General features: G+C 47.5%; 18 protein-coding genes, 3 tRNA genes and 3 rRNA genes. 17 read left to right on the forward strand and 7 right to left on the reverse strand.

What is annotated here, in order from left to right:
- Nucleotides 1–18: 18 nt before the first annotated feature.
- Nucleotides 19–1,086 (forward strand): Ldh family oxidoreductase, encoded by a 1,068-nt coding sequence (locus KGF88_RS00930; RefSeq protein ID WP_153826151.1) that lies wholly within the window; start codon nucleotides 19–21, stop codon nucleotides 1,084–1,086.
- Here KGF88_RS00930 and pdxH read toward each other — a convergent pair.
- Together pdxH and KGF88_RS00940 are read right to left on the reverse strand one after the other, a co-directional pair.
- On the reverse strand, nucleotides 1,083–1,751 hold the full coding sequence (gene pdxH / locus KGF88_RS00935) for a pyridoxamine 5'-phosphate oxidase (RefSeq protein ID WP_153826150.1): 669 nt from the start codon (nucleotides 1,749–1,751) through the stop codon (nucleotides 1,083–1,085). The two genes, KGF88_RS00930 and pdxH, sit on opposite strands and share 4 nt — an antisense overlap.
- 19 nt (nucleotides 1,752–1,770) lie before the next feature.
- Nucleotides 1,771–3,453: an amidohydrolase gene (locus tag KGF88_RS00940; RefSeq protein ID WP_153826149.1), complete on the reverse strand. Its 1,683-nt coding sequence runs from the start codon at nucleotides 3,451–3,453 to the stop codon at nucleotides 1,771–1,773.
- Nucleotides 3,454–3,644: 191 nt separating this feature from the next.
- Here KGF88_RS00940 and KGF88_RS00945 point away from each other — a divergent pair, with 191 nt between their 5' ends.
- The 4 genes from KGF88_RS00945 (at nucleotide 3,645) to glnB (ending at nucleotide 6,949) form a co-directional block, all read left to right on the forward strand.
- Nucleotides 3,645–4,271 (forward strand): LuxR C-terminal-related transcriptional regulator, encoded by a 627-nt coding sequence (locus KGF88_RS00945; protein WP_153826148.1) that lies wholly within the window; start codon nucleotides 3,645–3,647, stop codon nucleotides 4,269–4,271.
- Between the two features lie 17 nt (nucleotides 4,272–4,288).
- A complete protein-coding gene (locus tag KGF88_RS00950; protein ID WP_153826147.1) occupies nucleotides 4,289–4,849 on the forward strand; it encodes a DUF1285 domain-containing protein in 561 nt (186 codons plus the stop codon).
- 118 nt (nucleotides 4,850–4,967) lie between these two features.
- Nucleotides 4,968–6,614 carry an NAD+ synthase gene (locus tag KGF88_RS00955; RefSeq protein WP_153826146.1) on the forward strand — a complete coding sequence of 549 codons (1,647 nt, stop codon included), beginning with the start codon at nucleotides 4,968–4,970 and terminating at the stop codon, nucleotides 6,612–6,614.
- Entirely contained in the window at nucleotides 6,611–6,949 is a 339-nt protein-coding gene (gene glnB, locus KGF88_RS00960; RefSeq protein ID WP_110076152.1) for a nitrogen regulatory protein P-II, read from the forward strand. The genes KGF88_RS00955 and glnB overlap by 4 nt, the downstream gene beginning before the upstream one ends.
- A gap of 70 nt (nucleotides 6,950–7,019) precedes the next feature.
- Here the strand turns inward: glnB and KGF88_RS00965 are convergent, their stop codons facing one another.
- Entirely contained in the window at nucleotides 7,020–7,793 is a 774-nt protein-coding gene (locus KGF88_RS00965; protein ID WP_153826145.1) for an outer membrane protein assembly factor BamD, read from the reverse strand.
- 121 nt (nucleotides 7,794–7,914) lie between these two features.
- Here KGF88_RS00965 and rluD point away from each other — a divergent pair, with 121 nt between their 5' ends.
- The 9 genes from rluD to rrf all read left to right on the forward strand — a co-directional run bounded on the left by rluD (nucleotide 7,915) and on the right by rrf (nucleotide 19,010).
- A complete protein-coding gene (gene rluD / locus KGF88_RS00970; protein ID WP_153826144.1) occupies nucleotides 7,915–8,883 on the forward strand; it encodes a 23S rRNA pseudouridine(1911/1915/1917) synthase RluD in 969 nt (322 codons plus the stop codon).
- A gap of 2 nt (nucleotides 8,884–8,885) precedes the next feature.
- The gene (gene pgeF / locus KGF88_RS00975) at nucleotides 8,886–9,596 is read left to right on the forward strand and encodes a peptidoglycan editing factor PgeF (RefSeq protein WP_153826143.1); all 711 of its coding nucleotides are present in this window, start codon (nucleotides 8,886–8,888) and stop codon (nucleotides 9,594–9,596) included.
- A gap of 72 nt (nucleotides 9,597–9,668) precedes the next feature.
- A complete protein-coding gene (gene clpB / locus KGF88_RS00980; protein ID WP_153826142.1) occupies nucleotides 9,669–12,242 on the forward strand; it encodes an ATP-dependent chaperone ClpB in 2,574 nt (857 codons plus the stop codon).
- Nucleotides 12,243–12,360: 118 nt separating this feature from the next.
- Entirely contained in the window at nucleotides 12,361–13,221 is an 861-nt protein-coding gene (pssA, locus tag KGF88_RS00985; protein WP_153826141.1) for a CDP-diacylglycerol--serine O-phosphatidyltransferase, read from the forward strand.
- Between the two features lie 421 nt (nucleotides 13,222–13,642).
- A 16S ribosomal RNA gene (locus KGF88_RS00990) occupies nucleotides 13,643–15,186 on the forward strand.
- 70 nt (nucleotides 15,187–15,256) lie between these two features.
- Nucleotides 15,257–15,333 (forward strand) — tRNA-Ile (locus KGF88_RS00995).
- A gap of 180 nt (nucleotides 15,334–15,513) precedes the next feature.
- Nucleotides 15,514–15,589: transfer RNA gene (locus KGF88_RS01000), tRNA-Ala, on the forward strand.
- 304 nt (nucleotides 15,590–15,893) lie between these two features.
- Nucleotides 15,894–18,776 (forward strand): 23S ribosomal RNA (locus tag KGF88_RS01005).
- Between the two features lie 119 nt (nucleotides 18,777–18,895).
- Nucleotides 18,896–19,010 (forward strand): 5S ribosomal RNA (rrf, locus tag KGF88_RS01010).
- Together the 16S, 23S and 5S rRNA genes with 2 tRNA genes alongside form the textbook arrangement of a ribosomal RNA operon.
- 250 nt (nucleotides 19,011–19,260) lie before the next feature.
- On the opposite strand, the gene KGF88_RS01015 is transcribed toward rrf, so the two are convergent.
- Nucleotides 19,261–22,680 (reverse strand): translocation/assembly module TamB domain-containing protein, encoded by a 3,420-nt coding sequence (locus KGF88_RS01015; RefSeq protein ID WP_153826323.1) that lies wholly within the window; start codon nucleotides 22,678–22,680, stop codon nucleotides 19,261–19,263.
- A complete protein-coding gene (locus tag KGF88_RS01020; protein ID WP_153826324.1) occupies nucleotides 22,677–24,470 on the reverse strand; it encodes an autotransporter assembly complex protein TamA in 1,794 nt (597 codons plus the stop codon). The genes KGF88_RS01015 and KGF88_RS01020 overlap by 4 nt, the downstream gene beginning before the upstream one ends.
- A 143-nt stretch (nucleotides 24,471–24,613) precedes the next feature.
- Here KGF88_RS01020 and KGF88_RS01025 point away from each other — a divergent pair.
- The 3 genes from KGF88_RS01025 to rimI all read left to right on the forward strand — a co-directional run bounded on the left by KGF88_RS01025 (nucleotide 24,614) and on the right by rimI (nucleotide 25,581).
- Nucleotides 24,614–24,690: transfer RNA gene (locus tag KGF88_RS01025), tRNA-Trp, on the forward strand.
- Nucleotides 24,691–24,726: 36 nt separating this feature from the next.
- Entirely contained in the window at nucleotides 24,727–25,122 is a 396-nt protein-coding gene (locus KGF88_RS01030; protein ID WP_153826325.1) for a hypothetical protein, read from the forward strand.
- A 24-nt stretch (nucleotides 25,123–25,146) separates the two neighbouring features.
- Complete coding sequence (gene rimI / locus KGF88_RS01035; RefSeq protein ID WP_228759487.1) at nucleotides 25,147–25,581, forward strand: ribosomal protein S18-alanine N-acetyltransferase; 435 nt, start codon at nucleotides 25,147–25,149, stop codon at nucleotides 25,579–25,581.
- Here rimI and KGF88_RS01040 read toward each other — a convergent pair.
- Together KGF88_RS01040 and KGF88_RS01045 are read right to left on the reverse strand one after the other, a co-directional pair.
- Nucleotides 25,578–25,892 (reverse strand): ArsR/SmtB family transcription factor, encoded by a 315-nt coding sequence (locus tag KGF88_RS01040; RefSeq protein ID WP_153826327.1) that lies wholly within the window; start codon nucleotides 25,890–25,892, stop codon nucleotides 25,578–25,580. The two genes, rimI and KGF88_RS01040, sit on opposite strands and share 4 nt — an antisense overlap.
- An 11-nt stretch (nucleotides 25,893–25,903) precedes the next feature.
- On the reverse strand, nucleotides 25,904–26,119 hold the full coding sequence (locus KGF88_RS01045) for a YgaP family membrane protein (RefSeq protein ID WP_110076251.1): 216 nt from the start codon (nucleotides 26,117–26,119) through the stop codon (nucleotides 25,904–25,906).
- Between the last annotated feature and the right edge of the window lie 114 nt (nucleotides 26,120–26,233).

The raw sequence follows: 26,233 nt of genomic DNA on the forward strand, positions 1-26,233 counted from the left end.
TTTACAACGAAGAACCGCATGACAGAGCAAAAAAATCCACGAATCGATGCAAAATTAATGCAAGCTTGGGCGCAACAGTGCTTGCAACAGGCTGGAGCCACTGAACCTGTTGCTGCAGCTATGGCTCAGCACTTGGTTGCTGCCGACTTGCTGGGGTTTCGGACCCATGGTTTGATGCGCTTAAAATACAATGTTGATTGTTTGCAACAGGGCCAGACTAAACCAAGCGGTGAGCCGCGAGTGATAAGTCAACGCGGTGCGCTGGAATTGTGGGATGCCGACTTGCTCTCGGGGCTATACGTGATGCCGCAAGCAGTGGCTCGAGCCATCGCGATGGCGCGTGATTATGGAACCGGCACTGTGTTGGTGCGCCGTACCCAACATGTTGCCGCTTTGGCTGTGTATTTAGAACAGGCGGTAGCTGCCGGCATGCTGATTCAAATGATGTGTGCCACGCCTGGGCAAGCGGTGGTGGCGCCACATGGCGCTAAATCAGCTTGGTTTTCACCAAACCCTTTTGCGATCGGGGCACCAACGCTGAGCGATCCGGTCCTGTTTGATGTGAGCTTATCCATGACCGCCGCCGGTAAGGTTCGTAAAGCCTTGGCGGAGCAACAACAGCTGCCGTATCCTGCGTTGATTACTGCTGCGGGTGATTACACCTGTGATCCTGCTACCTTTGTGCAAGATCCGCCCAGTGTTTTGGCCAGTTTAGGTGGTGAATTGTTAGGTTATAAAGGCTCTGGGTTGAATTTATTTAGCGAACTGTGGACGCTCGCCTTGAGTCAATGGGGACGACATCAGGAACAAGCGGGTCTGGATGCCAATACCGTGTGGATTCAAGTGATCGACCCAAGTGCTTTGGGCGCTTCAGAAGCATTTCAGGCGCAAGCGCAAGCGTTGGTTGATGGGATTCATCAATGTACGCCGATTACAGCATCCCAGCCGGTTCGAATTCCGGGGGAAGGTGCGCTGGCACGGCGAAAACAGCAACTACAACAGGGCATAGAATATAGCCCTCAACTGTTACACCAGTTGGCTAAATTGGGCGACAAGCTAGGTTTAGACTTGCCGCCATGCCTTTAAGGCTGCAGGCGTTGGACGTTCCAGCCATGCTTGCCCAGCTGGTAAACAAAGCGGTCGTGTAAGCGATAACGGCCGCCTTGCCAGAATTCAAAGCGTTGCGGCTTAATCAGGTAGCCGCCCCAATGCGCAGGCATGGGAATGGTTTTTCCTTCATATTGCTCGGTGAGTTGATGATAGTGCTGCTCTAATTCACTGCGGCTTGCAATGGGGCTACTTTGGCTAGAGGCCAGAGCGCCTAATTGGCTCTCACGTGGGCGTTGGTAAAAATAGCTTTCGCTTTCTGCCTGACTGATTTTTTCCGCATGCCCTTCAATGCGTATTTGCTGCTCCAACGCTAGCCAAGCAAAATGCATGGCTACTTTGGGGTTGTGCGCAATGTCTTGCCCTTTAGCACTGTTGTAATTGGTGTAAAACACAAAGCCATCGGTCCGCACTTCTTTTAACAGCACCACGCGCTGATGAGGTTGCCCATCAGCGCTGACGGTGGCTACAGTAAAAGCAGTTGGGTCCGTTTGTGAAGGATGATCTTTGGCCGCTTGAAACCAATTCGCAAATTGCTGCATCGGGTCCTGCTGCAGCGAATCACGAGTTAACCGGCCTTGCGTGTAATCGCGCCGAACATGTTTAATATCTAAAGAATTTTCCGGTACATCAGCTTGGCTCATTATCATCCTTCCTTATGACTTACTTGGTCGTTGCTTGGTGATACACGCGTTCGCCAGCAACGTAAGTGGCTTGCACTTGGTTCTGCCATAGTATAGCGGCATCACGCGCAAAGGGATCATGATCCAACACAATGAAATCAGCCCATTTACCCGGCTCTAAGGTGCCAAGGATCTGTTCCTGACCTGCGGCATAAGCGGCATCTAAGGTAAAAGCTTGTAACGCTTGCGTTAAGGTCAAGCTTTCGTGAGCGTACCAGCCCCCTTGGGGTTGGTTATCACGGTCTTGGCGGGTTACGGCTGCATGTAAACCAAAGAAGGGGTTAGCAAGTTCCACTGGGAAATCTGAGCCAGCGGCAATAATAGTGCCTTGCTGGGCAAGTGTTTGCCAAGCATAGGCGCCTTTCATTCGGGCTTTACCAAGCCTATCTTCTGCCATGTTCTTATCGCTAGTGGCATGGGTAGGCTGCATCGATGCAATAATATTGAGTTGTTTGAACCGCACCAAATCATCCGGGTGCACCACTTGTGCGTGCTCAATTCGATGGCGCAGGTTGGTACCGCCAAAGAGCTCAAAGGCATGCGCAAACTCATCTAACACGATACGGTTAGCGCGGTCACCAATGGCATGAGTATTGATTTGAAAGCCATGGGGAATAATCAGCTGATATAGAGCGCGCATGTCTTCTTGTGAGGTAACCATCAAACCATGCTGATGAGGCGAGTCTGAGTAGGGTTCGAGCAACGCCGCACCGCGACTTCCTAGCGCACCGTCGGCATAAATCTTGACGCTACGAACGGTGAGTTTATCGTCATCGCTAACAATAGCTCCTTGCGCTAAAAGTTCAGCTAACTTGGGCTCGCTACCAGATAACATCGCGTAGACTCGCAAGGGCATGTTTTGTGCAGCAAGGTCTTGATAAGCCTTTAAGTTCAAAGCGTCAATACCGGCATCATGAACGCTGGTAATACCCTGCGCTAACAAATGGTCAAAGGCTAATTGTAGGGCTTGTTTAGTTTGTTCAATACTCGCAGCCGGTAGCTTCTGTTCGATTAAAGCCATGGCATTATCAATCAATACTCCGGTCGGCTCACCGTTGCTATCACGAATGATGTCACCGCCTTCGGGGCTTACCGTGGCAGCAGTAATGCCAGCTAGTTCTAACGCTTTGCTATTCGCCCACGCGGCGTGGCCGTCTACCCGAGTTAAATAGACTGGGCGGTCGGTTATCGCCTCATCTAAACTGTTGCGTTGCGGAAATTCTTTACTTGGCCAATTTTCTTGATTCCAACCGCGTCCTATCACCCATTCTAATTGCGGGTTCTGTTTAGCAAAGTTGTTAACTGTAGCAACGGCTGCCGTTTCCGAGGCCGCGTCGCGTAAGTCTGCTTGCATCAAGTTCTGGCCAAGGCCCAATACATGGCCGTGGGCGTCAATGAGTCCAGGCAAAATAGTTTTGCCTTGTAGATTAATTTGATTAGTAATATCAGCTAGATTAAGCCTCTTGGTCAGTTGTTCATAATCGCCAACTGCGGCTACTTTGCCGTTAATGATAAGCAAGGTATTAAACTGCTTAAGTTGTGCATCTGTGCCTGGTTCACCGGTAAGGGTGTAGCCGTTTGCATTAGTAAAGAGTATTGTTTTAGCTGTTACCGATGTACACAACAAAAATAAAACAATTGTGCATAAACGAAGGATGGTCATTATTTACTCCAATGTTGGCTGTTTTATTGCCATCTCGGCTAGTTATTAGAATTATTGTTGTTTAGAGCATTTCAGCGGTCTTTGCACTTTTTACATATATTTACAATTCAATAACACTGAAACTTCAAACATTCGTTAAACAGTGTACAATAGCTTCATTAATAGGGAAATGTTGCTGCACGTGGTATGCCATGAAAATACTCATTATCGATTCTCAATTTTTTGTGCGGGCAGGTCTAATTCAGGTATTAACTAGTTTTTCTGAAGACCTAGCCATTTACGAAGCGCCATCTTTCGAGATAGCGCAGGAATATTTGCGCCATCAAAGTGACTATAACCTGATCTTCTTCGACATGGATATTCCTGACGCAGAAGTACGGCCTACTTTGCAAACGCTGAAAAAAATGGCTCCGACAGCGCATGTTGTGCTGTTTAGTTGGGCGCGTCCGTTGTCTGAAGTACGCCAAGCTCTGAGTAACGGCGTGCGTAGCTATTTGCCTAAAGATGCCACGGCAGAAGAAGCTAAGTTAGCTATTCGAGTGTTGCTCAATAACGACCGTTACTTGCCGGATGAGTCACGACTAGCTGGTAGTGGTGCGCGCCAAGGTAGTGCTGAACATTTCTTATCGCCACGCCAATTAGAAATCATGCAATTATTGGCACAAGGTTTATCAAACAAAGAGATTGCTACTATTCTTGGTATTACTGAAGGAACCATTCGAGTTCATTTATCAGCAATCTTCAAAGCCATTAAAGTGTCTAATCGCACGGAAGCAACGCTCTGGTATTTATTGCGGCAGAAGCGTTTAGTTAATTAATGAATTGAGGTGGGTATATGCAGTTAGAGCAGTTATTAAAATCGCTCGAACAACGTCAACAGGCACCCACCCATTTATGGAACCCTCCTTATTGTGGCGAGTTGCCCATGCTAATTGATGAGCATGGGCAATGGCATTATTCTGGTTCGCCGATTCAACGTGCAGCTCTGGTTAAATTATTCGCCTCGGTACTAGTGAAGGAAGGCGAAGATTATTTCTTGGTAACTCCCGTTGAAAAAGTCAAAATTACCGTAGTTGATGTTCCTTTTATGATCACCACCTGGCAACGCCAGCAACATCAACAAGACCAAGTCATTGGTGTGACTACCAATATCGGTGAAAGCTTCCCGTTATCCACAACCCATCCGGTACAGATGCGTGGCCAAGTACCTTATGTGGATTGTGGTCGCGAACTTTGGGCTAAGGTGCACCGCAATGTGTTGTATCAATGGGCAGAGATTGCGGAGCCTGAGTTGTATACTAATGCTTTAGGTGAGCAGCGTGAACGCTTAGTGCTAACCAGTGCTGGGCAGAAGTTTACGTTAGCTGAGCTTGAGCCAGATCCCAAGTCCGAGTAAGTGTGCTTTAGTGAGAAAGTATGGCTAATAGGGCGCTAAAGCGCAGATTATTTGCGCACACGCCGACGCTGCTCTATTATAGCCGACCTCGATTTAGTTACTTTATAGAGACCAATGAATGCGGCCACTTAAGTTAACGCTGGCACAATTAGACTTTACCGTCGGTGCACTCAATCAAAATTTAAAAACTATTTTGGCGACCATGCAGGCTCATCAGGATAGTGACATCATTGTCTTTCCAGAATTAGCTCTTACCGGTTATCCGCCGGAAGATTTATTGTTTCGTGAAGACTTTGAACAGTTGGTTGCACAAGCTATCACGACAATTGCCACTGCCGCGCAGCACAGCGTCGTAGTTATTGGGCATCCGCAACGGGTTGGTAATGAGCTTTTTAATAGCGTGTCAGTGCTCTACCAAGGTCAGTTATTAACACGCTATCACAAGCAACGCTTGCCTCAGTACGGGGTGTTTGATGAGCAGCGTTACTTTATCCCGGGTCATCAAACAGGCTTTTTCGATTATCAGGGCTATCGCATTGGCTTGCTCATTTGTGAAGATATTTGGCATGCCGAACCTTGGGCGGCACTACAACGCGAAAAGGTAGACTTGGTGTTGTCGTTAAATGCCTCACCTTACGAGGTTGATAAGCATCAGCAGCGTTTGCACATTCTGCAACAACGTATCCATGAGAAGGCTTGTCCGGTTATCTATGTTAATAATTGTGGTGGCCAAGATGAGTTGGTGTTTGATGGCCATTCGTTGGTGCTTTCAGCTACCGGCGAGTTAGTGGCCGAGTTACCCCATTGCGAACCTTGCTGTGCGACTCTTAGCTATAGCTCCGACGCCGGTTTTAGTGGGATAGATGATTGGCGGCCGTACGCTAGTGAGCCGCTGGCGCTGATTTATCAAGCGTTGGTTCTGAGTGTGCGTGATTATGTGCAGAAAAACGGCTTCAAAGGCGTCACCTTGGGGTTATCTGGGGGCATTGATTCGGCGTTAACTTTAGCGATTGCAGCAGATGCTTTGGGTGCTGCGCAAGTTCATGCCGTAATGATGCCATTCAAATACACGTCGCAAATGAGCCAAGACGATGCGCAACTGCAAGCCGAGCGCATGGGCGTAAACTATGATGTGGTTGCCATAGAGCCTATCTATGATAGTTTCATGCAGCAACTGAGCCCGTTATTTGGCGATGATGCGCTGGGCACAACCACCGAAAACTTGCAGGCGCGAAGTCGTGGAGTGATTGTGATGGCGTTGTCTAACAAGACGGGTTCGTTGGTGCTTACTACCGGTAATAAAAGCGAGTTGGCGGTAGGTTACTGTACATTGTATGGTGATATGTGTGGTGGTTTTGCGCCTTTGAAAGATATTCCTAAGACCTTGGTGTTTGCTTTAGCTCGCTATCGTAACCAAGCGCAAGAGGTGATTCCTGAGCGGGTGATCACGCGTCCACCATCGGCCGAGTTAGCTCCGGATCAAAAGGATGAAGATAACCTTCCGCCCTATGAGGTGCTGGATAAAATTCTGACCTTGTATGTTGAGCAAGATTGGTCGGCAGCAGCTATTATCGATTGTGGTTTTGATCGGGCTGATGTCTTGCGTGTGATCAAATTGGTTGATATTAATGAGTACAAACGTCGGCAAGGAGCGGTTGGACCGAAAATTACATCGCGTAATTTTAGCAAAGATCGCCGGTATCCAATTACCAACCATTTTCGTTATGAAATAGAACGTCAATTAGAAGGCAGCAGCAAACCATGAAGAAAATAGAAGCTATTATCAAGCCCTTTAAACTAGATGACGTACGCGAAGCTCTGTCAGAAATTGGTATTGCCGGTATGACGGTCTCAGAAGTCAAAGGTTTTGGTCGGCAAAAAGGCCATACAGAACTCTACCGTGGTGCTGAGTACATGGTCGATTTTTTACCTAAGGTAAAACTTGATATTGTGGTGGCTGATGATCAAGTGGATCGTTGCATTGATACTATTTTAGAAACAGCACAAACTGGAAAAATTGGCGATGGTAAAATCTTTGTGACCAACGTTGAGCGGGTTATTCGGATCCGTACTGGCGAAGAAAACGAAGATGCCGTTTAGCAGGGTTGTTGGTTAAGCATTAAAAAAGCCCTAGTTAATGACTAGGGCTTTTTTATAGTGACGATAGCTTTTAATCTTGCCCAAGACCGCGGCGGAAGTATCGGCTATTCGGAAAGTTTTTCTGCAAGGTAGCAACTGTATCTTGCTGTAACTGGTCCAGATTTAACTGCTCGTATGAGTTGGCCATAATGATAAGTGCAGTTTCAGCTTCGGCAGTATCAGGGAAGTTCTCCAGCACGTATTTACCTCGGTTAGCAGCGGATAAAAAAGCTTCGCGCTTCACATAATATTGAGCAACCGCAAGTTCGTACTGAGCCAAGGTGCTTTTAATAGCGACCATACGCTGGCGCGCATCTGCAGCATATTTACTGTCAGGAAAACGACGAACCAACTCGGCAAAATCATCAAAAGCTTCACGAGTTTTAGTTGGGTCGCGGTCTGCACGATCAACTCCGAAAAACTCTTGAATAGTATTCTCGGCAGTACGTTGGTTGGTTAAACCACGCATGTATAGCGCATAGTCATAATCTTGATGATTGGGGTTTAAGCGCACAAAGCGGTCGATGGTTGCCAACGCTTTATCTAGATTACCAACCTTGTAATAAGCGTAGATTAGGTCTAATTGTATTTGGTGCGTCAATGGCCCGAACGGATAGCGCATGTTAATCGATTCTAAAATTTGTAGCGCGTTGTTAATGTTACCGTTCGCTAAACTTGATTTAGCTCGCTCGTAGCCTTTTTCTACGTCACTTAGCCGGCTATCATCAAATTGGTCATCAGGTGTTCCTGAGCATGCGCTAACTGCAATTACTGCTGCGCAAGCTAAAATAAGTCGTAATTTCATAATTAGTTTTTTTAATCTCTGTTGATTTAACTTTGGTGCAGCGGACCAAACAGGTACACTATATACATTCAATGCATTCTAGCGCAGCAACGGCTGCTTTCACAGGTCCTATTTATAATTTATGAGTGAACACATTTCTTTATCCGGCACAGTGCCACAATCTGCCAACGGTAAGCGCTTGGACCAAGCAGTAGCTGAGATGTTCCCTGACTATTCACGGTCACGGTTAAAAACTTGGATAACTGATGGGCAAGTACGCATAGATGGTGAGGTCGTCGATCGGCCGCGAGAAAAAGTTTTGGCCGGTATGGATATTGAAATCGATGGCGTGCTAGTTGAAGTAAAACGCTTTGAAGCGCAGCCGATTGAGTTAGATATTGTCTACGAAGACGATGACATTATGGTGATCAATAAACCCGCGGGCTTAGTTGTTCATCCTGGTGCCGGTACTCCGGATGGCACTTTGTTGAACGCGTTGTTACATCATTTTCCTGCTATCGATCAAGTGCCGCGAGCAGGTATTGTGCATCGTTTGGACAAAGACACCACCGGATTAATGGTGGTGGCAAAAACCATTCCGGCGCAAACACACTTGGTTGCGGCCATGCAAAATCGTGAAATCACCCGCGAATATGAAGCTGTGTGTAACGGCCCCATGACTGCGGGCGGTACTGTTGAAGAAGCCATTGGCCGTCATCCAACGAAGCGTACGCATATGGCGGTAGTGGCGCTAGGCAAACCGGCAGTAACACACTATCGAGTGGTTGAACGGTTTCGTGCGCACACGCATTTGCGGCTGCGCTTAGACACTGGCCGGACCCATCAAATACGGGTGCACATGGCACATATTCGTCATCCGTTAGTAGGCGACTTTACTTACGGCGGCCGGCCTCGACCTCCGCAAAAAGCTGGCGAGCCTTTGTTGGAAATGCTCCGCGGCTTTCGTCGGCAAGCGTTACATGCCGCACGCCTATCGTTGCACCACCCCATAACGGGTGAATGGTTAAGTTGGGATGCGCCAACGCCGGCCGATATGGTGGAGCTGCTGGCAGTGCTACGCGCAGATCGTAAAGAGTTTCCCATCGATTAACCATGCTTATCCCTAACTGGACATTATCTGCGGGTGTGAAAGCTGCGGTTACCACAACCGCAGCTCCGGGTAATGTGGCGGTTCATGTTGGGGATGATCCTGCTCAAGTCTTGCTTCGGCGCCGTCAGTTAGTGCGCCAATTAGCCTTACCCAGTAGTCCTCGTTGGCTACAACAAACCCATAGTACTCGTGTGCTAAACCTCTCAGCATTGCACTCAGATACGCCAATGACGGGGCTGAACGCCGATGCTAGTTATACCAATCAGGCGCACCAAGTCTGTGCGATATTAACTGCAGATTGCTTACCCATTTTAATAGCAGCTAACGATGGCTCAGAAATCGCCGCTATTCATGCCGGATGGCGTGGCTTAGCACAAGGGATTATCACCAATACCTTAGCTAACTTTGCAACGCCAGCAAGCCAGCTCACAGCTTGGATCGGGCCCGCTATTTCTGCAACCGCCTATGAGGTAGGTGCTGATGTTCGCGAGCCATTTTTATCGCAAGGCCTTGTTGATGAGATTAGTTTTCGTCCCCATATTGCAGGTAAGTGGTTTGCTGATTTACCTGTTTTAGCGCAACGAATTCTTGCTCAGCAAGGAGTAGAACAGATAACTCAAAGCGGTTGCTGTACCTTTTCAGACCAAAGGTTTTATTCTTACCGCCGCAATCCACTGTGTGGGCGAATAGCGACGTTAATCTGGAAAATTTAATTTCCCCCTTGAATTTGTCGAAATAATACCCACATTAAATGTCAGGATTAATGATTTTTTAAGAGGGTTATCATGCGATTCGATAAATTAACCAATAAATTTCAGCAGGCAGTGGCAGAGGCGCAATCTTTGGCGCTAGGGCGTGACCACGCCTACATAGAGCCATTGCATTTAATGCAAGCTTTGTTACAACAAGATGGCGGCAGCTTGCGGCCGTTATTTACGTTAATGCAAGTAGATTTGGCGGCTTTTCGTTCAGACTTAGCCGCAGCATTAGATAAATTACCCCAGGTAGAAGGTACCGGCGGCGATATTCAGGTATCGCCAGCCACAGCAAGTCTGTTAAATCTATGCGACAAATATGCACAGAAACGCAAAGATCAATTTATATCATCTGAGCTATTTGTGCTTGCTGCAACGGAAGATAAGGGTGCCTTAGGTGAGATTTTCAAGCGCCACCGAATCGCCAGAGCTGCGGTTGAACAAGCTATCGAACAAGTGAGGGGCGGAGAAGCTGTGGATGATCAAAACGCAGAAGAGAAACGCCAAGCGCTAACAAAATACACGATTGATTTAACTGAACGAGCAGAATCGGGCAAGTTGGATCCTGTCATTGGCCGTGATGAAGAGATCCGCCGCACCATTCAGGTGTTACAGCGTCGCACTAAAAATAACCCGGTGTTAATTGGTGAGCCAGGTGTAGGTAAAACTGCCATTGTTGAAGGCTTGGCGCAACGCATCGTCAACGGTGAGGTGCCGGAAGGCTTAAAACACAAACGAGTGTTGTCCCTTGACCTAGGTGCTTTGCTGGCTGGTGCTAAGTATCGTGGTGAGTTTGAAGAACGATTAAAAGCGGTGCTTAATGAATTAAGTAAAGAAGAAGGGCGTATTATTCTCTTCATTGATGAGCTTCACACCATGGTCGGCGCCGGCAAAGCTGATGGCGCCATGGATGCCGGTAACATGCTCAAACCAGCGCTGGCGCGAGGAGAGTTGCATTGCGTAGGCGCAACCACCCTAGATGAGTATCGCCAATACATTGAGAAAGATGCAGCGTTAGAACGCCGTTTTCAAAAAGTACTGGTGGATGAACCATCGGTGGAAGACACCATTGCGATCTTGCGCGGCTTGAAAGAACGCTACGAAGTGCATCACTCAGTGCAAATCACTGACCCTGCAATTGTGGCTGCCGCAACGCTTTCGCATCGTTACATCAGTGATCGGCAATTGCCAGATAAAGCGATTGATTTGATTGACGAGGCTGCATCTAGCATTCGGATGCAAATCGATTCTAAGCCGGAAGATTTGGACCGACTCGAGCGCCGTATCATTCAGTTGCAGTTAGAGCAAAAGGCGCTGCAGAAAGAGCAAGATGAAGCGAGTAAAAAACGTCTTACCATACTAGAGCAGGAGTTAACCGAGCAGCAGCGTAAATACCAAGAGCTGGAACAGGTATGGTTAGCTGAAAAAGCGGTAGTGCAAGGTGAGCAAAACATTAAGGCTCAACTAGAGCAAGCCAAAACAGATCTTGAGATAGCGCGCCGAGCCGGCGATCTTAATCGTATGTCTGAACTGCAATACGGCAAAATACCTGAGCTTGAGCGTCAGCTCAAAGCGGCAACTGAAGCCGATGAGCAGGGTATGAGCTTGCTAAAAAATAAAGTCACCGACGAACAGATTGCTGATGTGTTGTCGCGTTGGACTGGAATCCCGGTAAGCAAGATGCTTGAGGGAGAACGTGAGAAATTGTTACAGATGGAGCAACAATTACACCAGCGCGTGGTAGGACAAGACGAAGCGGTTACTTCTGTTGCTAACGCTATTCGCCGATCGCGTGCTGGTTTATCCGACCCGCAACGGCCACTTGGCACATTCTTATTCTTAGGCCCAACCGGTGTAGGTAAAACGGAATTGTGCAAAGCTTTGGCTAACTTCATGTTTGACACTGATGAAGCCATGGTACGGATTGATATGTCCGAGTTTATGGAAAAACATTCCGTATCGCGCTTAGTGGGAGCACCGCCAGGATACGTTGGTTACGAAGAAGGTGGTTATTTGACCGAGGCGGTACGCCGCAAACCTTATTCGGTGGTCTTGTTAGACGAAGTTGAAAAGGCACACCCAGATGTCTTCAATATTTTGTTACAGGTCTTGGATGATGGTCGTTTAACCGATGGCCAAGGTCGCACTGTTGATTTTCGTAATACGGTTATCATCATGACATCGAACTTGGGCTCTGATGTTATTCAGGAAAAAGCTCAGCAGCAAAGTTATGATGAAATGAAGGCAGATGTGATGGGTATTTTACAACATCACTTCCGTCCAGAGTTTCTTAACCGGGTAGACGAAACGGTGGTGTTCCATCCATTAGCCCAGGAACATATTAAGAACATCGCTAATATTCAATTGCAGCGGTTATATCAACGTTTAGCTGAGCGTGATTACCGTATGGAGTTAACTGAAGCTGCCTTAGCCCATTTAGCTAAAGCCGGTTTTGACCCAGTGTTTGGTGCCCGACCACTGAAACGAGCCATTCAACAGGAGCTTGAAAATCCGTTGGCGCAACAAATCTTGGCGGGTAAGTTACTGCCGCAACAATTAATAAAAGTAGATGTAGAGAATGAGCGGTTGGTGATATCTCAGTAAATCATACAACAGCAATGGGTGGAACAAACAATAGCCGAGTACCACAATACTCGGCTATTTATTGCCCCATATAAGCTATGCTATGCTGTGCGACCATTTTTGAAAGGACGAAGACGTTATGCCCAATAAATCAGACACAGCGAATACCGCAAAAGCGCGAGGCATTTATTTATTGCCTAACTTGTTAACAACAGCCGGTTTGTTTTCAGGATTCTTTGCGATTGTCGCGTCAATGAACAATATGTTTGAGTCTGCTGCTGTGGCGGTGTTTATCGCTATGGTATTTGATGGGTTAGATGGACGCGTTGCTCGTATGACTAACACTGAAAGCGCTTTTGGTGCCGAATACGACAGTATGGCCGATATCGTGTCGTTCGGTATGGCGCCTGCATTAGTAATGTATAATTGGGCGCTCTCTGACTTAGGTAAATTAGGTTGGTTAGCTGCCTTTATCTTTGTGGCTGGCGGTGCATTACGCTTAGCCCGTTTCAATACCAACCTTGGCACTGCCGACAAACGTTACTTTCAAGGTTTAGCTATTCCTAGTGCTGCCGCAATTGTGAGTGGTTTAGTATGGGTGGGTAGTAAATATGAAATCGATCCAACCAGCATTAATTATTTGGCTGCCTTTATTACAATCGCTGCCGGTCTATTAATGGTAAGTAATTTCCGTTACCACTCGTTTAAAGATGTCGATTGGCGCGGACGCGTTTCATTTATTGCTATCTTAGCTATTGTGTTGGCTTTTGTTATAGTAGCCACCGAGCCATCACTAGTTTTGTTCTCTATTTTTATGCTTTATGCCATTTCAGGCCCTATCACTACGTTCCGGACTGTTAAAAATATTAAGTTAGAGCATGTTGTTGGTGATACCGATGACTGTGATGGTGAAGCATCAGTAAAGCCAGCGCAGCAAGCGCAATCGAACGAAGTAGAGCTGGATAGCGCAAAAAGCGAGCAGATGAAGGGCGATAAATAAACGATCGAACAAAAAAGGCGCAGTCAGCACAAAAAAGTGAAAAAAGATCTTGCGCCTTTGAATATGATCCTTATAATTCGCCGCCGTTGTCACCGAGAAGTTAGCGGCAGGGTTAAACCGCCAAATAACGAGTAGGAAATCAACCAAGGTTCAACTCAGTAAAAACTGAAAAAAAGATCGAAAAGGATCTTGACCTGAACCAGGGAAAGCGTAAAATACGCATCCCGCTTCACTGAAGAAGCGAACGCTCTTTAACAATATACCAAGCCAAGCAAACTGTGTGGGCACTTACCGGATTCAGGCAGAGAAGCATCTTCGGATGCAACAAAGGTCATTAACTTGACCACCTGACTGATTGGAAAAGTGCTTAACAAATTAGATTTTATTAAGTCATTGATTCAATGGGTCGATTAAACACTTTAAATTGAAGAGTTTGATCATGGCTCAGATTGAACGCTGGCGGCAGGCCTAACACATGCAAGTCGAGCGGCAGCGGGGAGTAGCTTGCTACTTTGCCGGCGAGCGGCGGACGGGTGAGTAATGCTTGGGAACTTGCCTTTAGGAGGGGGATAACCACGGGAAACTGTGGCTAATACCGCATAATGTCTACGGACCAAAGCAGGGGATCTTCGGACCTTGCACCTAGAGATAGGCCCAAGTGAGATTAGCTAGTTGGTGGGGTAAAGGCCCACCAAGGCGACGATCTCTAGCTGTTCTGAGAGGATGATCAGCCACACTGGGACTGAGACACGGCCCAGACTCCTACGGGAGGCAGCAGTGGGGAATATTGCACAATGGGGGAAACCCTGATGCAGCCATGCCGCGTGTGTGAAGAAGGCCTTCGGGTTGTAAAGCACTTTCAGTGGTGAGGAAGGCTTGTAGATTAATACTCTACAAGATTGACGTTAGCCACAGAAGAAGCACCGGCTAACTCCGTGCCAGCAGCCGCGGTAATACGGAGGGTGCAAGCGTTAATCGGAATTACTGGGCGTAAAGCGTACGTAGGCGGCTTGTTAAGCAAGATGTGAAATCCCCGGGCTCAACCTGGGAATGGCATTTTGAACTGGCAGGCTCGAGTTCTGAAGAGGGTGGTAGAATTTCCAGTGTAGCGGTGAAATGCGTAGATATTGGAAGGAATACCGGTGGCGAAGGCGGCCACCTGGTCAGAAACTGACGCTGAGGTACGAAAGCGTGGGGAGCAAACAGGATTAGATACCCTGGTAGTCCACGCCGTAAACGATGTCAACTAGTTGTTCGTGTCATAAACGATGTGAGTAACGCAGCTAACGCACTAAGTTGACCGCCTGGGGAGTACGGCCGCAAGGTTAAAACTCAAATGAATTGACGGGGGCCCGCACAAGCGGTGGAGCATGTGGTTTAATTCGATGCAACGCGAAGAACCTTACCATCCCTTGACATCCAGTGAATCATCTAGAGATAGAAGAGTGCCTTCGGGAACACTGAGACAGGTGCTGCATGGCTGTCGTCAGCTCGTGTTGTGAGATGTTGGGTTAAGTCCCGCAACGAGCGCAACCCTTATCCTCAGTTGCCAGCACGTCATGGTGGGAACTCTGTGGAGACTGCCGGTGATAAACCGGAGGAAGGTGGGGACGACGTCAAGTCATCATGGCCCTTACGGGATGGGCTACACACGTGCTACAATGGCGCGTACAATGGGAAGCAAGCTAGCGATAGTAAGCGGATCTCAAAAAGCGCGTCGTAGTCCGGATCGGAGTCTGCAACTCGACTCCGTGAAGTCGGAATCGCTAGTAATCGTGGATCAGAATGCCACGGTGAATACGTTCCCGGGCCTTGTACACACCGCCCGTCACACCATGGGAGTGGGCTGCACCAGAAGTAGATAGCTTAACCTTCGGGAGGGCGTTTACCACGGTGTGGTTCATGACTGGGGTGAAGTCGTAACAAGGTAGCCGTAGGGGAACCTGCGGCTGGATCACCTCCTTATGAAAAAGCCTTGAAGAAGTTAAGTGCTCACACAGATTGCCTGGTTTGGTAGATGTAACGGATAGAAACTGGGTCTGTAGCTCAGCTGGTTAGAGCGCACCCCTGATAAGGGTGAGGTCGGTAGTTCAAGTCTACTCAGACCCACCACTTCTGCGGTTATGCTGCGTTGGAAAGCCACTCACATACTGATGTATGCTTCGTGTCTTCCCGCCTTGCCTAACCTTGAAGTTAGTCTTATCGGTTTGTTGGTTTGGTTATTGTGTTTGGTTTATTGTTTTTACGAATAACGACGAACGAATAACGAACAACGACAGGCCTGCGGCCTGTGGGGCCATAGCTCAGCTGGGAGAGCGCCTGCCTTGCACGCAGGAGGTCAGCGGTTCGATCCCGCTTGGCTCCACCATTTCTTAGTTGTCGAACAGCGAAGCGTACGAACAGCGCAGCGCACGAATAACGAATAACGAATAACGAATAACGAATCACGACTAACGAATCACGTTTCTATCCAAAGTTAGCGATAAACATTCTCACGAGAATCTTTATCAGTAACTTGATGTTACACCGCTCTTTAACAATATGAACAAGCTGATTGTAATAAAGTAATGAAATGCCACTCTACTTGAATCCAAAAATGGTAGAGGCGTATCGAACTTGTGTACAGCAAAGAAACAGCCCATAGAGCTCGAATAAACATTTTCGGGTTGTATGGTTAAGTGACTAAGCGTAGACGGTGGATGCCTAGGCAGTTGGAGGCGATGAAGGACGTACTAACTTGCGATAAGCCATGATGAGGCAGTAAGAGCCGCTTGAGTCATGGATTTCCGAATGGGGAAACCCAGTGTGCATGCACACTATCTTGCACTGAATACATAGGTGTAAGAAGCGAACCCGGAGAACTGAAACATCTAAGTACCCGGAGGAAAAGAAATCAACCGAGATTTCCCTAGTAGCGGCGAGCGAACGGGAATTAGCCCTTAAGCAATCATGGTTCTAGTGGAATGAGTTGGAAAGCTCAACGATACAGGGTGATAGTCCCGTACACGAAGGAAGCATGAAGGTGAAAACGAGTAGGTCGGGACACGTGTTATCTTGACTGAATATGGGGGGACCATCCTCCAAGGCTAAATACTCCCAACTGACCGATAGTGAACCAGTACCGTGAGGGAAAGGCGAAAAGAACCCCGGCGAGGGGAGTGAAATAGAACCTGAAACCGTCTACGTACAAGCAGTAGGAGCACCTTCGTGGTGTGACTGCGTACCTTTTGTATAATGGGTCAGCGACTTATATTTTGTAGCAAGGTTAACCGAATAGGGGAGCCGTAGGGAAACCGAGTCTTAACTGGGCGTCTAGTTGCAAGGTATAGACCCGAAACCGGGCGATCTAGCCATGGGCAGGTTGAAGATTGAGTAACATCAATTGGAGGACCGAACTCACTAATGTTGAAAAATTAGGAGATGACCTGTGGCTCGGAGTGAAAGGCTAATCAAGCCCGGAGATAGCTGGTTCTCCCCGAAAGCTATTTAGGTAGCGCCTCGGACGAATACCACTGGGGGTAGAGCACTGTTTGGGCTAGGGGGTCATCCCGACTTACCAACCCCATGCAAACTCCGAATACCAGTGAGTACTATCCGGGAGACACACGGCGGGTGCTAACGTCCGTCGTGAAGAGGGAAACAACCCAGACCGCCAGCTAAGGTCCCCAAGTCATGGCTAAGTGGGAAACGATGTGGGAAGGCTTAGACAGCTAGGAGGTTGGCTTAGAAGCAGCCATCCTTTAAAGAAAGCGTAATAGCTCACTAGTCGAGTCGGCCTGCGCGGAAGATGTAACGGGGCTAAGCCATGCACCGAAGCTGCGGCAGCAAACTTGTTTTGCTGGGTAGGGGAGCGTTCTGTAAGCCGTTGAAGGTGTGTTGAGAAGCATGCTGGAGGTATCAGAAGTGCGAATGCTGACATGAGTAACGATAATGGGGGTGAAAAACCCCCACGCCGGAAGACCAAGGTTTCCTATCCCATGTTAATCAGGGTAGGGTAAGTCGGCCCCTAAGGCGAGGCCGAAAGGCGTAGTCGATGGGAAACGGGTTAATATTCCCGTACCGACATGAACTGCGATGGGGGGACGGAGAAGGCTAGGCAAGCCGGGTGTTGGTTATCCCGGTGAAAGTATGTAGGTTGGTGGTTTAGGAAAATCCGGACCGCTAAGACTGAGATACGAGACGAGCATCTACGGATGCGAAGTTGTTGATGCCATGCTTCCAGGAAAAGCCTCTAAGCTTCAGGTTCATGTTGACCGTACCCCAAACCGACACAGGTGGTCAGGTAGAGAATACTAAGGCGCTTGAGAGAACTCGGGTGAAGGAACTAGGCAAAATAGTACCGTAACTTCGGGAGAAGGTACGCCAGAGCTGGTGAAGTCCACACGGACGGAGCCGGAGCTGGCCGCAGTGACCAGGTGGCTGGGACTGTTTATTAAAAACACAGCACTCTGCAAAATCGAAAGATGACGTATAGGGTGTGACACCTGCCCGGTGCCGGAAGGTTAATTGATGGGGTTAGCGTAAGCGAAGCTCTTGATCGAAGCCCCGGTAAACGGCGGCCGTAACTATAACGGTCCTAAGGTAGCGAAATTCCTTGTCGGGTAAGTTCCGACCTGCACGAATGGTGTAACCATGGCCACGCTGTCTCCACCCGAGACTCAGTGAAATTGAAATCGCCGTGAAGATGCGGTGTACCCGCGGCTAGACGGAAAGACCCCGTGAACCTTTACTACAGCTTGGCACTGAACATTGAACCTCCATGTGTAGGATAGGTGGGAGGCTATGAAGCGTTGGCGCTAGTTGACGTGGAGCCATCCTTGAAATACCACCCTTGTATGTTTGATGTTCTAACTTAGCCCCATTATCTGGGGTGAGGACAGTGCCTGGTGGGTAGTTTGACTGGGGCGGTCTCCTCCCAAAGAGTAACGGAGGAGCACGAAGGTTGGCTAAGTACGGTCGGACATCGTACGGTTAGTGTAATGGCACAAGCCAGCTTAACTGCGAGACAGACACGTCGAGCAGGTGCGAAAGCAGGTCATAGTGATCCGGTGGTTCTGAATGGAAGGGCCATCGCTCAACGGATAAAAGGTACTCCGGGGATAACAGGCTGATACCGCCCAAGAGTTCATATCGACGGCGGTGTTTGGCACCTCGATGTCGGCTCATCACATCCTGGGGCTGTAGTCGGTCCCAAGGGTATGGCTGTTCGCCATTTAAAGTGGTACGCGAGCTGGGTTTAGAACGTCGTGAGACAGTTCGGTCCCTATCTGCCGTGGGCGTTTGAGAGTTGAGAGGGGTTGCTCCTAGTACGAGAGGACCGGAGTGAACGAACCGCTGGTGTTCGGGTTGTCATGCCAATGGCACTGCCCGGTAGCTACGTTCGGAATCGATAACCGCTGAAAGCATCTAAGCGGGAAGCGAGCCTCAAGATAAGCTCTCACTGACATGTAATTGTCCTAAAGGGTCGTTGGAGACTACAACGTTGATAGGCGGGGTGTGGAAGCGTAGTAATGCGTTGAGCTAACCCGTACTAATTGCCCGTGAGGCTTAACCATACAACACCGAAGGTGTTTAGGGCTGTAGCCAAGACATAAGTTCGAGCTTCTACTAGGCTCAACTAGAGTGGTGCATTACTGGCACGACAATCAGCGAATTCATATTGTACAAGTTTACGCCTGGCGGCAATAGCGAAGTGGAACCACCTGATCCATTCCGAACTCAGAAGTGAAACGCTTCCGCGCCGATGGTAGTGTAGGGTCTCCCTATGCGAGAGTAGGTCACCGCCAGGCACCAAATACGAACAACCCCTAGCAGCCATGCTAGGGGTTTTTTCGTTGCGTGGTCGAAATCACAACTCATCAATAGTGCAACACCCGCCACCCGCCACCCGCCACCCGCCAACAGCTAACAGCTAATAGCCAACACCCGCCAACAGCCAACAGCCAACAGCTAACAGCCAACAGCTAATAGCTAATAGCTAATAGCAGTAGCCAATGCTAATAGCCAATCTAATAACCAATACCGAACAACTAAATGCCGTCACTTCTCAATAGTATAAAAAATATCGCCGCCCTGAGCTTCGCCACTAGCAGTTGACTCAATTAAGATATTATCAGTTAAGAAATAACGAATCAGGAACGTATTGGTGTTTTCAAACAGTCCCACTCCGTACTTAACGTATAGCTTAGGTGATAGATATTTGCCTATGTAAAAGGAGGTGTCTTGAGGATTCATGGTCGAATCAATCCCAAATTCATCTAAGCCAAAGATCTCTTGTAATGGCTGACCAATAACCTCAGTACCTTTGGAGCCTAACATGATCAATGCCTGTAACTGCATATTATCACCGCTGCCACTGGTAGTTCCCGAGCCGCGGCCTAGTATCAAATAGGAAAGGACCTCGCTATCAGGCATTGCTGGTGTTGAGAACATTTGGAAGTCTGGTTCGGTTAGAGTTCCAGTAATTTGCGCTCCGACAGTCACATTTTCCGTAGACATGATGTTTTCTTTAGCCCTCACCACTCGCAAATCTAGGCCAGGATTATCAACAGAACCGCCATTGTAGATGAGAGAGCCTCGATCGATTTCTAAACGTTGCCCATAGAGCTCATAAAAACCCTCAGTGACACGCACACTACCACTGGCTGTTAGTGCTCGATTTGGTTGTTCAATGAGTCGCAAGCGACCTGCTAAATTACCCTCAAAACCGAACGCGCTTACGCTAATCTGTTCACTTAGATTGACGCGAATATCTGCATAAAGCGGATAAATGGAACTCTCATCGGTTACAACAGGCTTGCCATCCTTATATAATTTAATGTCTTCAGATGGGGTATCTATGCTTTCACCTAATTCCGGCTGCTCAATGTTTGCATAAGGAATGGTTACTTCGCCCTTCACGTCGATACGCTTATCGATAAGCGAAATGGTGATATTGGGAGAGACATCGACGGTAATTTCTGGTGTCTGAATGGTGCGAAATTTTTCGCCATCAATATCAATAGCTAAACGTTCGAGTTTGGGTTCAATTAAGCCACGGATGGTGATCCAGCCATCGCCTGAATAAGCTTGGCCATCTAGCAGAATATTATCAGGTTGTTGTTTGGCTGTTTGCGCATTAACCCGAACACCAGTTAACAAGAGTCCGCTTTCAGCAAAACCAATTTCATCGGCAGCAAGCTCGATTGAGCCGATTAATTCGGGTTTGGCTAGTGGTCCTGAAAACTCAATACTACCCAGTGCCGTGGCATTTTCATAACGTAAATCTGGTAAGAACCACTGCAACAAGGTTAAATCTTCTAGGCTTAATAAAACAGAGCCTGATAATTGTGGTGCATCCGCTAAGTTGGTTATTTCGGCATCGCCAATAAGAACACCCGCATCCTTGTTCAACTCTGCGGTGATCTCACTCGTGATTAAATCTAAATTACCTGCCCAACTTAATCCCCAAAATTTAAAACCTGTACTTACTTCTTCGTCTAGCGCAAAGAGAAAGGTTCGATCGCTACGGATATCACCTTCGGTGCGCACAATACTCCAACTGTTAGTATCAACAATCAGGCTCGCATCTGCGTCAACCAAACCCCATACGCGCTCGGCTACGTCAGCTTCACGAAAACGATTGAGCAAGGCTAGTGGTAGGCTACGTGCAGTTATAGTGGTCGTTTGTTGCTGATTGCTGTATGCGGTTTGTAAACAGATCTCGGCTGGTATGCGGGCATTAGATTGGAGACAGAGATCATCAGCTGTTAGAGCTACAGGCTGGGCCAAAGGAACTTCTAGTTTGCCGTTCTTATTGGTTGCCCAATCACCAAAATCTGGATGTTTAATACTTAACTGAGCGATATCAAATACGACCGCTTGGTTAGTGTTTAATGCCGCTGAGGCTTGCAGGATTAAGTTTCCTTGTGCGTATGGACTATTTGATAATTCTGAGATATCAGGTACTTGAATATCGATAAGTAGCGGTTGGTCGCTGCGCATGGCACCATCTAGTTGCACTTTGTTTGAGCGCCATTGAAGATTAAATTGTTCAGCACGAACTCGGTTATTGCTAAAAGCTAAACCACCTTCTGCAGTAATTTGCTCAGTTAAACTCGCATCTATAAGTTGGCTATCCAAGGTAAACTGCTGGACATCAAGATGGCCTTCAACATTTTCCTTCCAATTCAGGCGGCCCGCAAGTAGTGCGTTAAAGTTTGGCGCAGTCAGGCTTAGGCTCTCAATGGCGAGATCATGAAGGCTACCAGTGCCATGGAGATGAGTAGAAACTGTCTCGGTTAAAGGATGGGTAACATCGGCCGCTAGTTCATAGCTAAATTTACTGAGATTATCTTTAACCTTTAACGCCAGCTGCTTGATCAGGAAGTTTTGTTCAGTGTGCTCTATCGCTACGTTATCAATAGCTAAATCAACATTAAACTCAGTTTGATTTGGTTTTACCATGGCATCGAGATAATTAGATACAACACCTGTTGCATTGATGCTGCCACCAGCCATCTGCTTGGAAGCCGATTGGATGTCATTAATTTGGAGTTGATGTAGCTGCAACCGGGTTGGGTCGGCATCAAGGGTAGCGGATAGCTTGGCATCATTGAATGACGTTAACCAAGCAGCCGCTGCGCTATCTTCTAGTAACGGAAAGCCGAGGCTGAGAGGTAACTGGTTCAGAATTAACGAAGCCTGCCAAGAAAAATCAGTTAACAGCTGTTCTGCATGAATCGTCATTTGCTGCTCAGGTATTTGTTCGGCTTCAAAACGGGTCACCGCGTTTAGACTATTTAGGTTGCCGACTAATTCTGTACTTCCAGTAAGTTCGGTTAATGCTACTGCAGAGATAGGTAACTGTGATAATTGCCAAGTTGCGGTCACGGATGATTGATAGGGGGCAGTAGTATCAAGTTGGGCGTCCATGACAGCATCCATGTTGTCGTAGCTGATTTTTACCTCAGTTAGAGTTAAATCGTTTTGATGCCAGTTTAAAGCTAAGCTAACGTCAGGTAATGTTTCTAAACCTTCCGCTAATTGTATTTGAGTATTCTCAGTTCTGAATTGCTTAACTTGCAGCTCAAAGGGCAAGCTAATGTCAGGTAATTGCAGTGGTTGAGTTTCCTCTGTTGGCTCTGTTGTTGTGGCTTGATAACGTACGATCAGATCTGCTGTGATGATTTGGTTAATGACGAGCTGCTGGTCAATGAGTGCACTTGGCTGCCAGTTAAGTGCTACTTTCTTAGCACTGATTTGTAATGTTGGGCTTTGATAATCAACACCCGATAAGGTTAACTCTGAAAGTAAATCACCTTCAATTTTGGCTATGGTTAGGGGTTGCCCACTCCATTTAAGTGCCTGTGACAGCACTAAGTTCGAACCTTTGTTGGTTGCGACTAAACCATAGATAACGCTTGGCACTAGCACAAACAGAATAACTATGACCCAAGCAAGCAGTTTAACCCATCTCATAAATCAGGCCCCAGAGTAAAATGAATCCGCCATGGTGTGTCAGGTTCATCAATAGCATTAGCGATATCTAATCGCACTGGACCAATCGGAGAAACCCACCGAACTCCGATACCTACCGTTTGTTTTAGGCTCTCCTGCCAATCCCTCATACTGTTACCAAGATCAGTAAAGATAGCAACGCGCCAATTAGGTTGAAAAGCATAGTCTAGTTCAAGGCTATTGGCCGTCATGAAACGTCCACCAACGACCACTCCCTCTTCATTGAGAGGTCCTAGCTGTTGAAAGCCATAGCCGCGCACACTGTGGTCGCCACCTGAGAAGAAACGCAAGGTAGGCGGCAATAAGTCAAAATTGTCAGCTTCTAAGGCTCCCACTTCAGCGCGGGCAAGAACTCTCCATTTATCATTTAACCGATGCACCCATTTGCCACTTACTTTGAGACTAATAACATTCGTATCAGCAACGAGACTTTCATGGGCGCCACGCAGAAGAACTGAAATCCGGTAGCCATCGTCAATAATATTGCGACTGCCTTCAAGGGCGGTGCTCTCAATTAAACTCCATTCGATAGAGGGAATAAAGAAATTTGAGCGCTGCCGCGGCTCGTCACCAAAGGCGAAGTCTTCGCGCTGATAAGATAACTCGTAGGTTCGATGCCAGCGATCATAGTGACGAATATCACGTACCGAAGCTTTGGTGAGAGTTGAGCGCTGTTGCTCAAAGGAGCGATCTGAAACTTCTGCATTAAAGCTATAAGAGTCTCGGGCCGGATTACGACCGGGAATAATATAACTGATGTAGCCGGTGTTCTGTACTTCAGAGAGACGCACAACGCTACTTAGCTTATGCCCTCGATCATTTAACCACCGACGATCAAATCCAAGCGTTAAACGAGCCCCAGTGTCGGTACCGTAGCCCGGACCAATTTGATATCGGTCGCGCTTGTTTGGAGTCAGAGTGACCTCAATAGGTACTTGTTTATCACTCGCTTCTGACCATAACGGAGAAATTTCAACGGAATTAAAGTAATCACTAGCAGCTAGCCCTACTTGAAGGTCGAGCAGGTCTCGAGTATTGAAGCCACTGCCTTGCTGGTATTGGACAAATCTATCTAACAGCTCAGCGCCTATGGTGGCGCAGCAAAACAATGTATCGCCGAATAAATAGCGCGGGCCAGCGTTAAATTCTATGGTGAGGTCGGCGCCAAAGTTAGCGCTATCGATAGCTACCCCGCTGCGGCTAAAAAATGCGTCGTAATAACCGCGTTCGGCGGCGAGGTTACGTAATCTACTTTTAAACGCCTCATAGTCACGGTGGATAACAGGGGCACCGATGGTTGGGGCCAAATCACCGATTAATCGAGTAAAAGCAGCGTCTTGGTCCGCTTCACCAAGCAGTGTTACAGTTACGGTTTGATAGGTCGAAATCGGCCCCGCATTCACCTGGTAGCGCACCGTCCATTGCTGGTCTTCTTGGAGTAACTCGTAGCTGACTTGTGTTTGGTAATAGCCATAGGGCATCAGCGCTGTTTTCAGCTCTTGTTCTCCTTGGCGCATCAGGTAGCGCACTCTAAACACCGAGGGAACAGTTTGTTGATGGAGTGCATAAATAGCGAGATGGGCTTTTGCATTGGTCAACAGTTGATCGTCGAGGCCTTCAATAATGACCTGTAATTGAGGCCGTTCCTCGCTGGTTGCATCTTGTGGCGCAGCCAGCGACGCAGGTGCAATCAGCACTGAACTGAGAGCAAGCAAAGATAACCACAGACATACTACCGCACGAAAAATCATGAAAGCCCTTATGATCCCTATGTGGGGTTCAGTATATCACTGCTTTTTAAAAGGATTGATGAAAAAAGCTGCAACTAAACCTAAATCACGAATAAATCACTTGCCAGCGCAAGCGATGCCAGTATAATTCTGAGCCTAGCTGCAGGGGTGTAGTTCCAATTGGTAGAACAGCGGTCTCCAAAACCGACGGTTGGGGGTTCGAATCCCTCCACCCCTGCCACTTCCTTATTTTAATCGTTTAGGCTAATCTAAACGCATGACCAAGCACCAAGTTCCGCAATTTACTCAATCACAACAACAAGCGCTAGCTGCTCTTGGGTTACCTCTTTGGCGACAGCGAATCGAATCAGCTCCAGCAGTTCCCCAAGAGAAAGAGGCTGAGCCGGTTGCTCAGTACTTTTATAAAGTAGGCGCTTGGCTGATTGTTACTACTATGCCGATGCCAGTTACATTGCCCCAATGGCTCCGAGATTTATTTTCACTCTTTAGCAAAAATCCTGAAACAGAACTCACTGAATTATCAGCAGCCAGCGTGGTAAGTTGGCCTCACACCAAAAGGCTCAGTTTTACGGGCAGTGATCTAGTTCAGCCATCCCCAGCTACTAAGCAAACTACTTGGCAAACATTGCTTGCCAGTAAAGCTAGTAGCTAGCTCCTAAGTGGCATAATCGCTGTGATGTTGCAGATAGCCCCCCTTGATTGGCAGCCGGAGATTGTTGTGGTTGAACAACAAGCTCATGCGTTAGCTTGGTCGGAGCGTTTGTTGCAATCCTGTTTTGGCAGTGGTTATAAAAACTGGGGAGCGTGGGTAGATCAGCACTTGGCTGCTTTTCTGATTGTGCAAGAAGTGCTAGATGAATGGACTGTCATGAATATCGCAACTGCTGCTCGCTTTCAGCGCCAGGGCGTTGCAACGCAACTTATTCAGCACTTACAAAAGCAAGCCAGCCAGCAACAAGCAATTATTTGGTTAGAAGTTAGAGCATCTAACTTAGCTGCTATTCAACTCTATTTAAAGTGTGGTTTTGTCGAGCGCGGTAAACGCGCTCAATATTACCGCAATGCCGATGATACTCGAGAAGATGCGATTGTTATGAGTTGGCAGGCTTAACTTAAATCCGGACAGAATTTGGTTTTCAGTAACTGGATAAAGGCAAGCGTGTCAGGATCTTGAATAGAATAGTAAATCGTTTGGGCTTCTTTACGAAACTTCACCAATCCTTGCTCTCGTAATACCGCCAAGTGCTGTGAAAATGCCGAGGCACTTAGCGGGAAATGACGATTTAAATCACCGACACTGCGTTCACCGTTGGCTAAATGACATAAGATTTGCAAACGATGCTCGTTAGCTAACGATCTTAAAAAGCCAGCAGCCATGTTCGCTTCATCTTGCTGTAGCTCAGTTATTTGCGTGTCGGTCATAAAAATATCTCTTAGTTACGGGTGGCAAGTTCTCGCTCTGTTTTCAGCTTAAACACTTTACGCATAAACATACTGGCAGGGCAAAAACCGGTAAAGGATTGTTGGAATAAGTTAGCACCAACAAACACAGTTAACCAGACCCAATTTGGATGAACCCAAACGGTTAGGGCTACAGATAATAACACCATAAAGCCAGCAAAGGCAGTCAAAGCTCGTTCAACGCTCATGATTCATTCCTCGTATGAAGTACATCTAAAAGTACTAATTTAGCTAACTACGAATTTAGTCTTGATTTAAGCAAAAGTCCAGTTTATTTCGTGAACGACTAAAATAAATCTGTT

Source organism: Idiomarina loihiensis, from assembly GCF_024584785.1.
Lineage (GTDB): Bacteria > Pseudomonadota > Gammaproteobacteria > Enterobacterales > Alteromonadaceae > Pseudidiomarina > Pseudidiomarina fusca.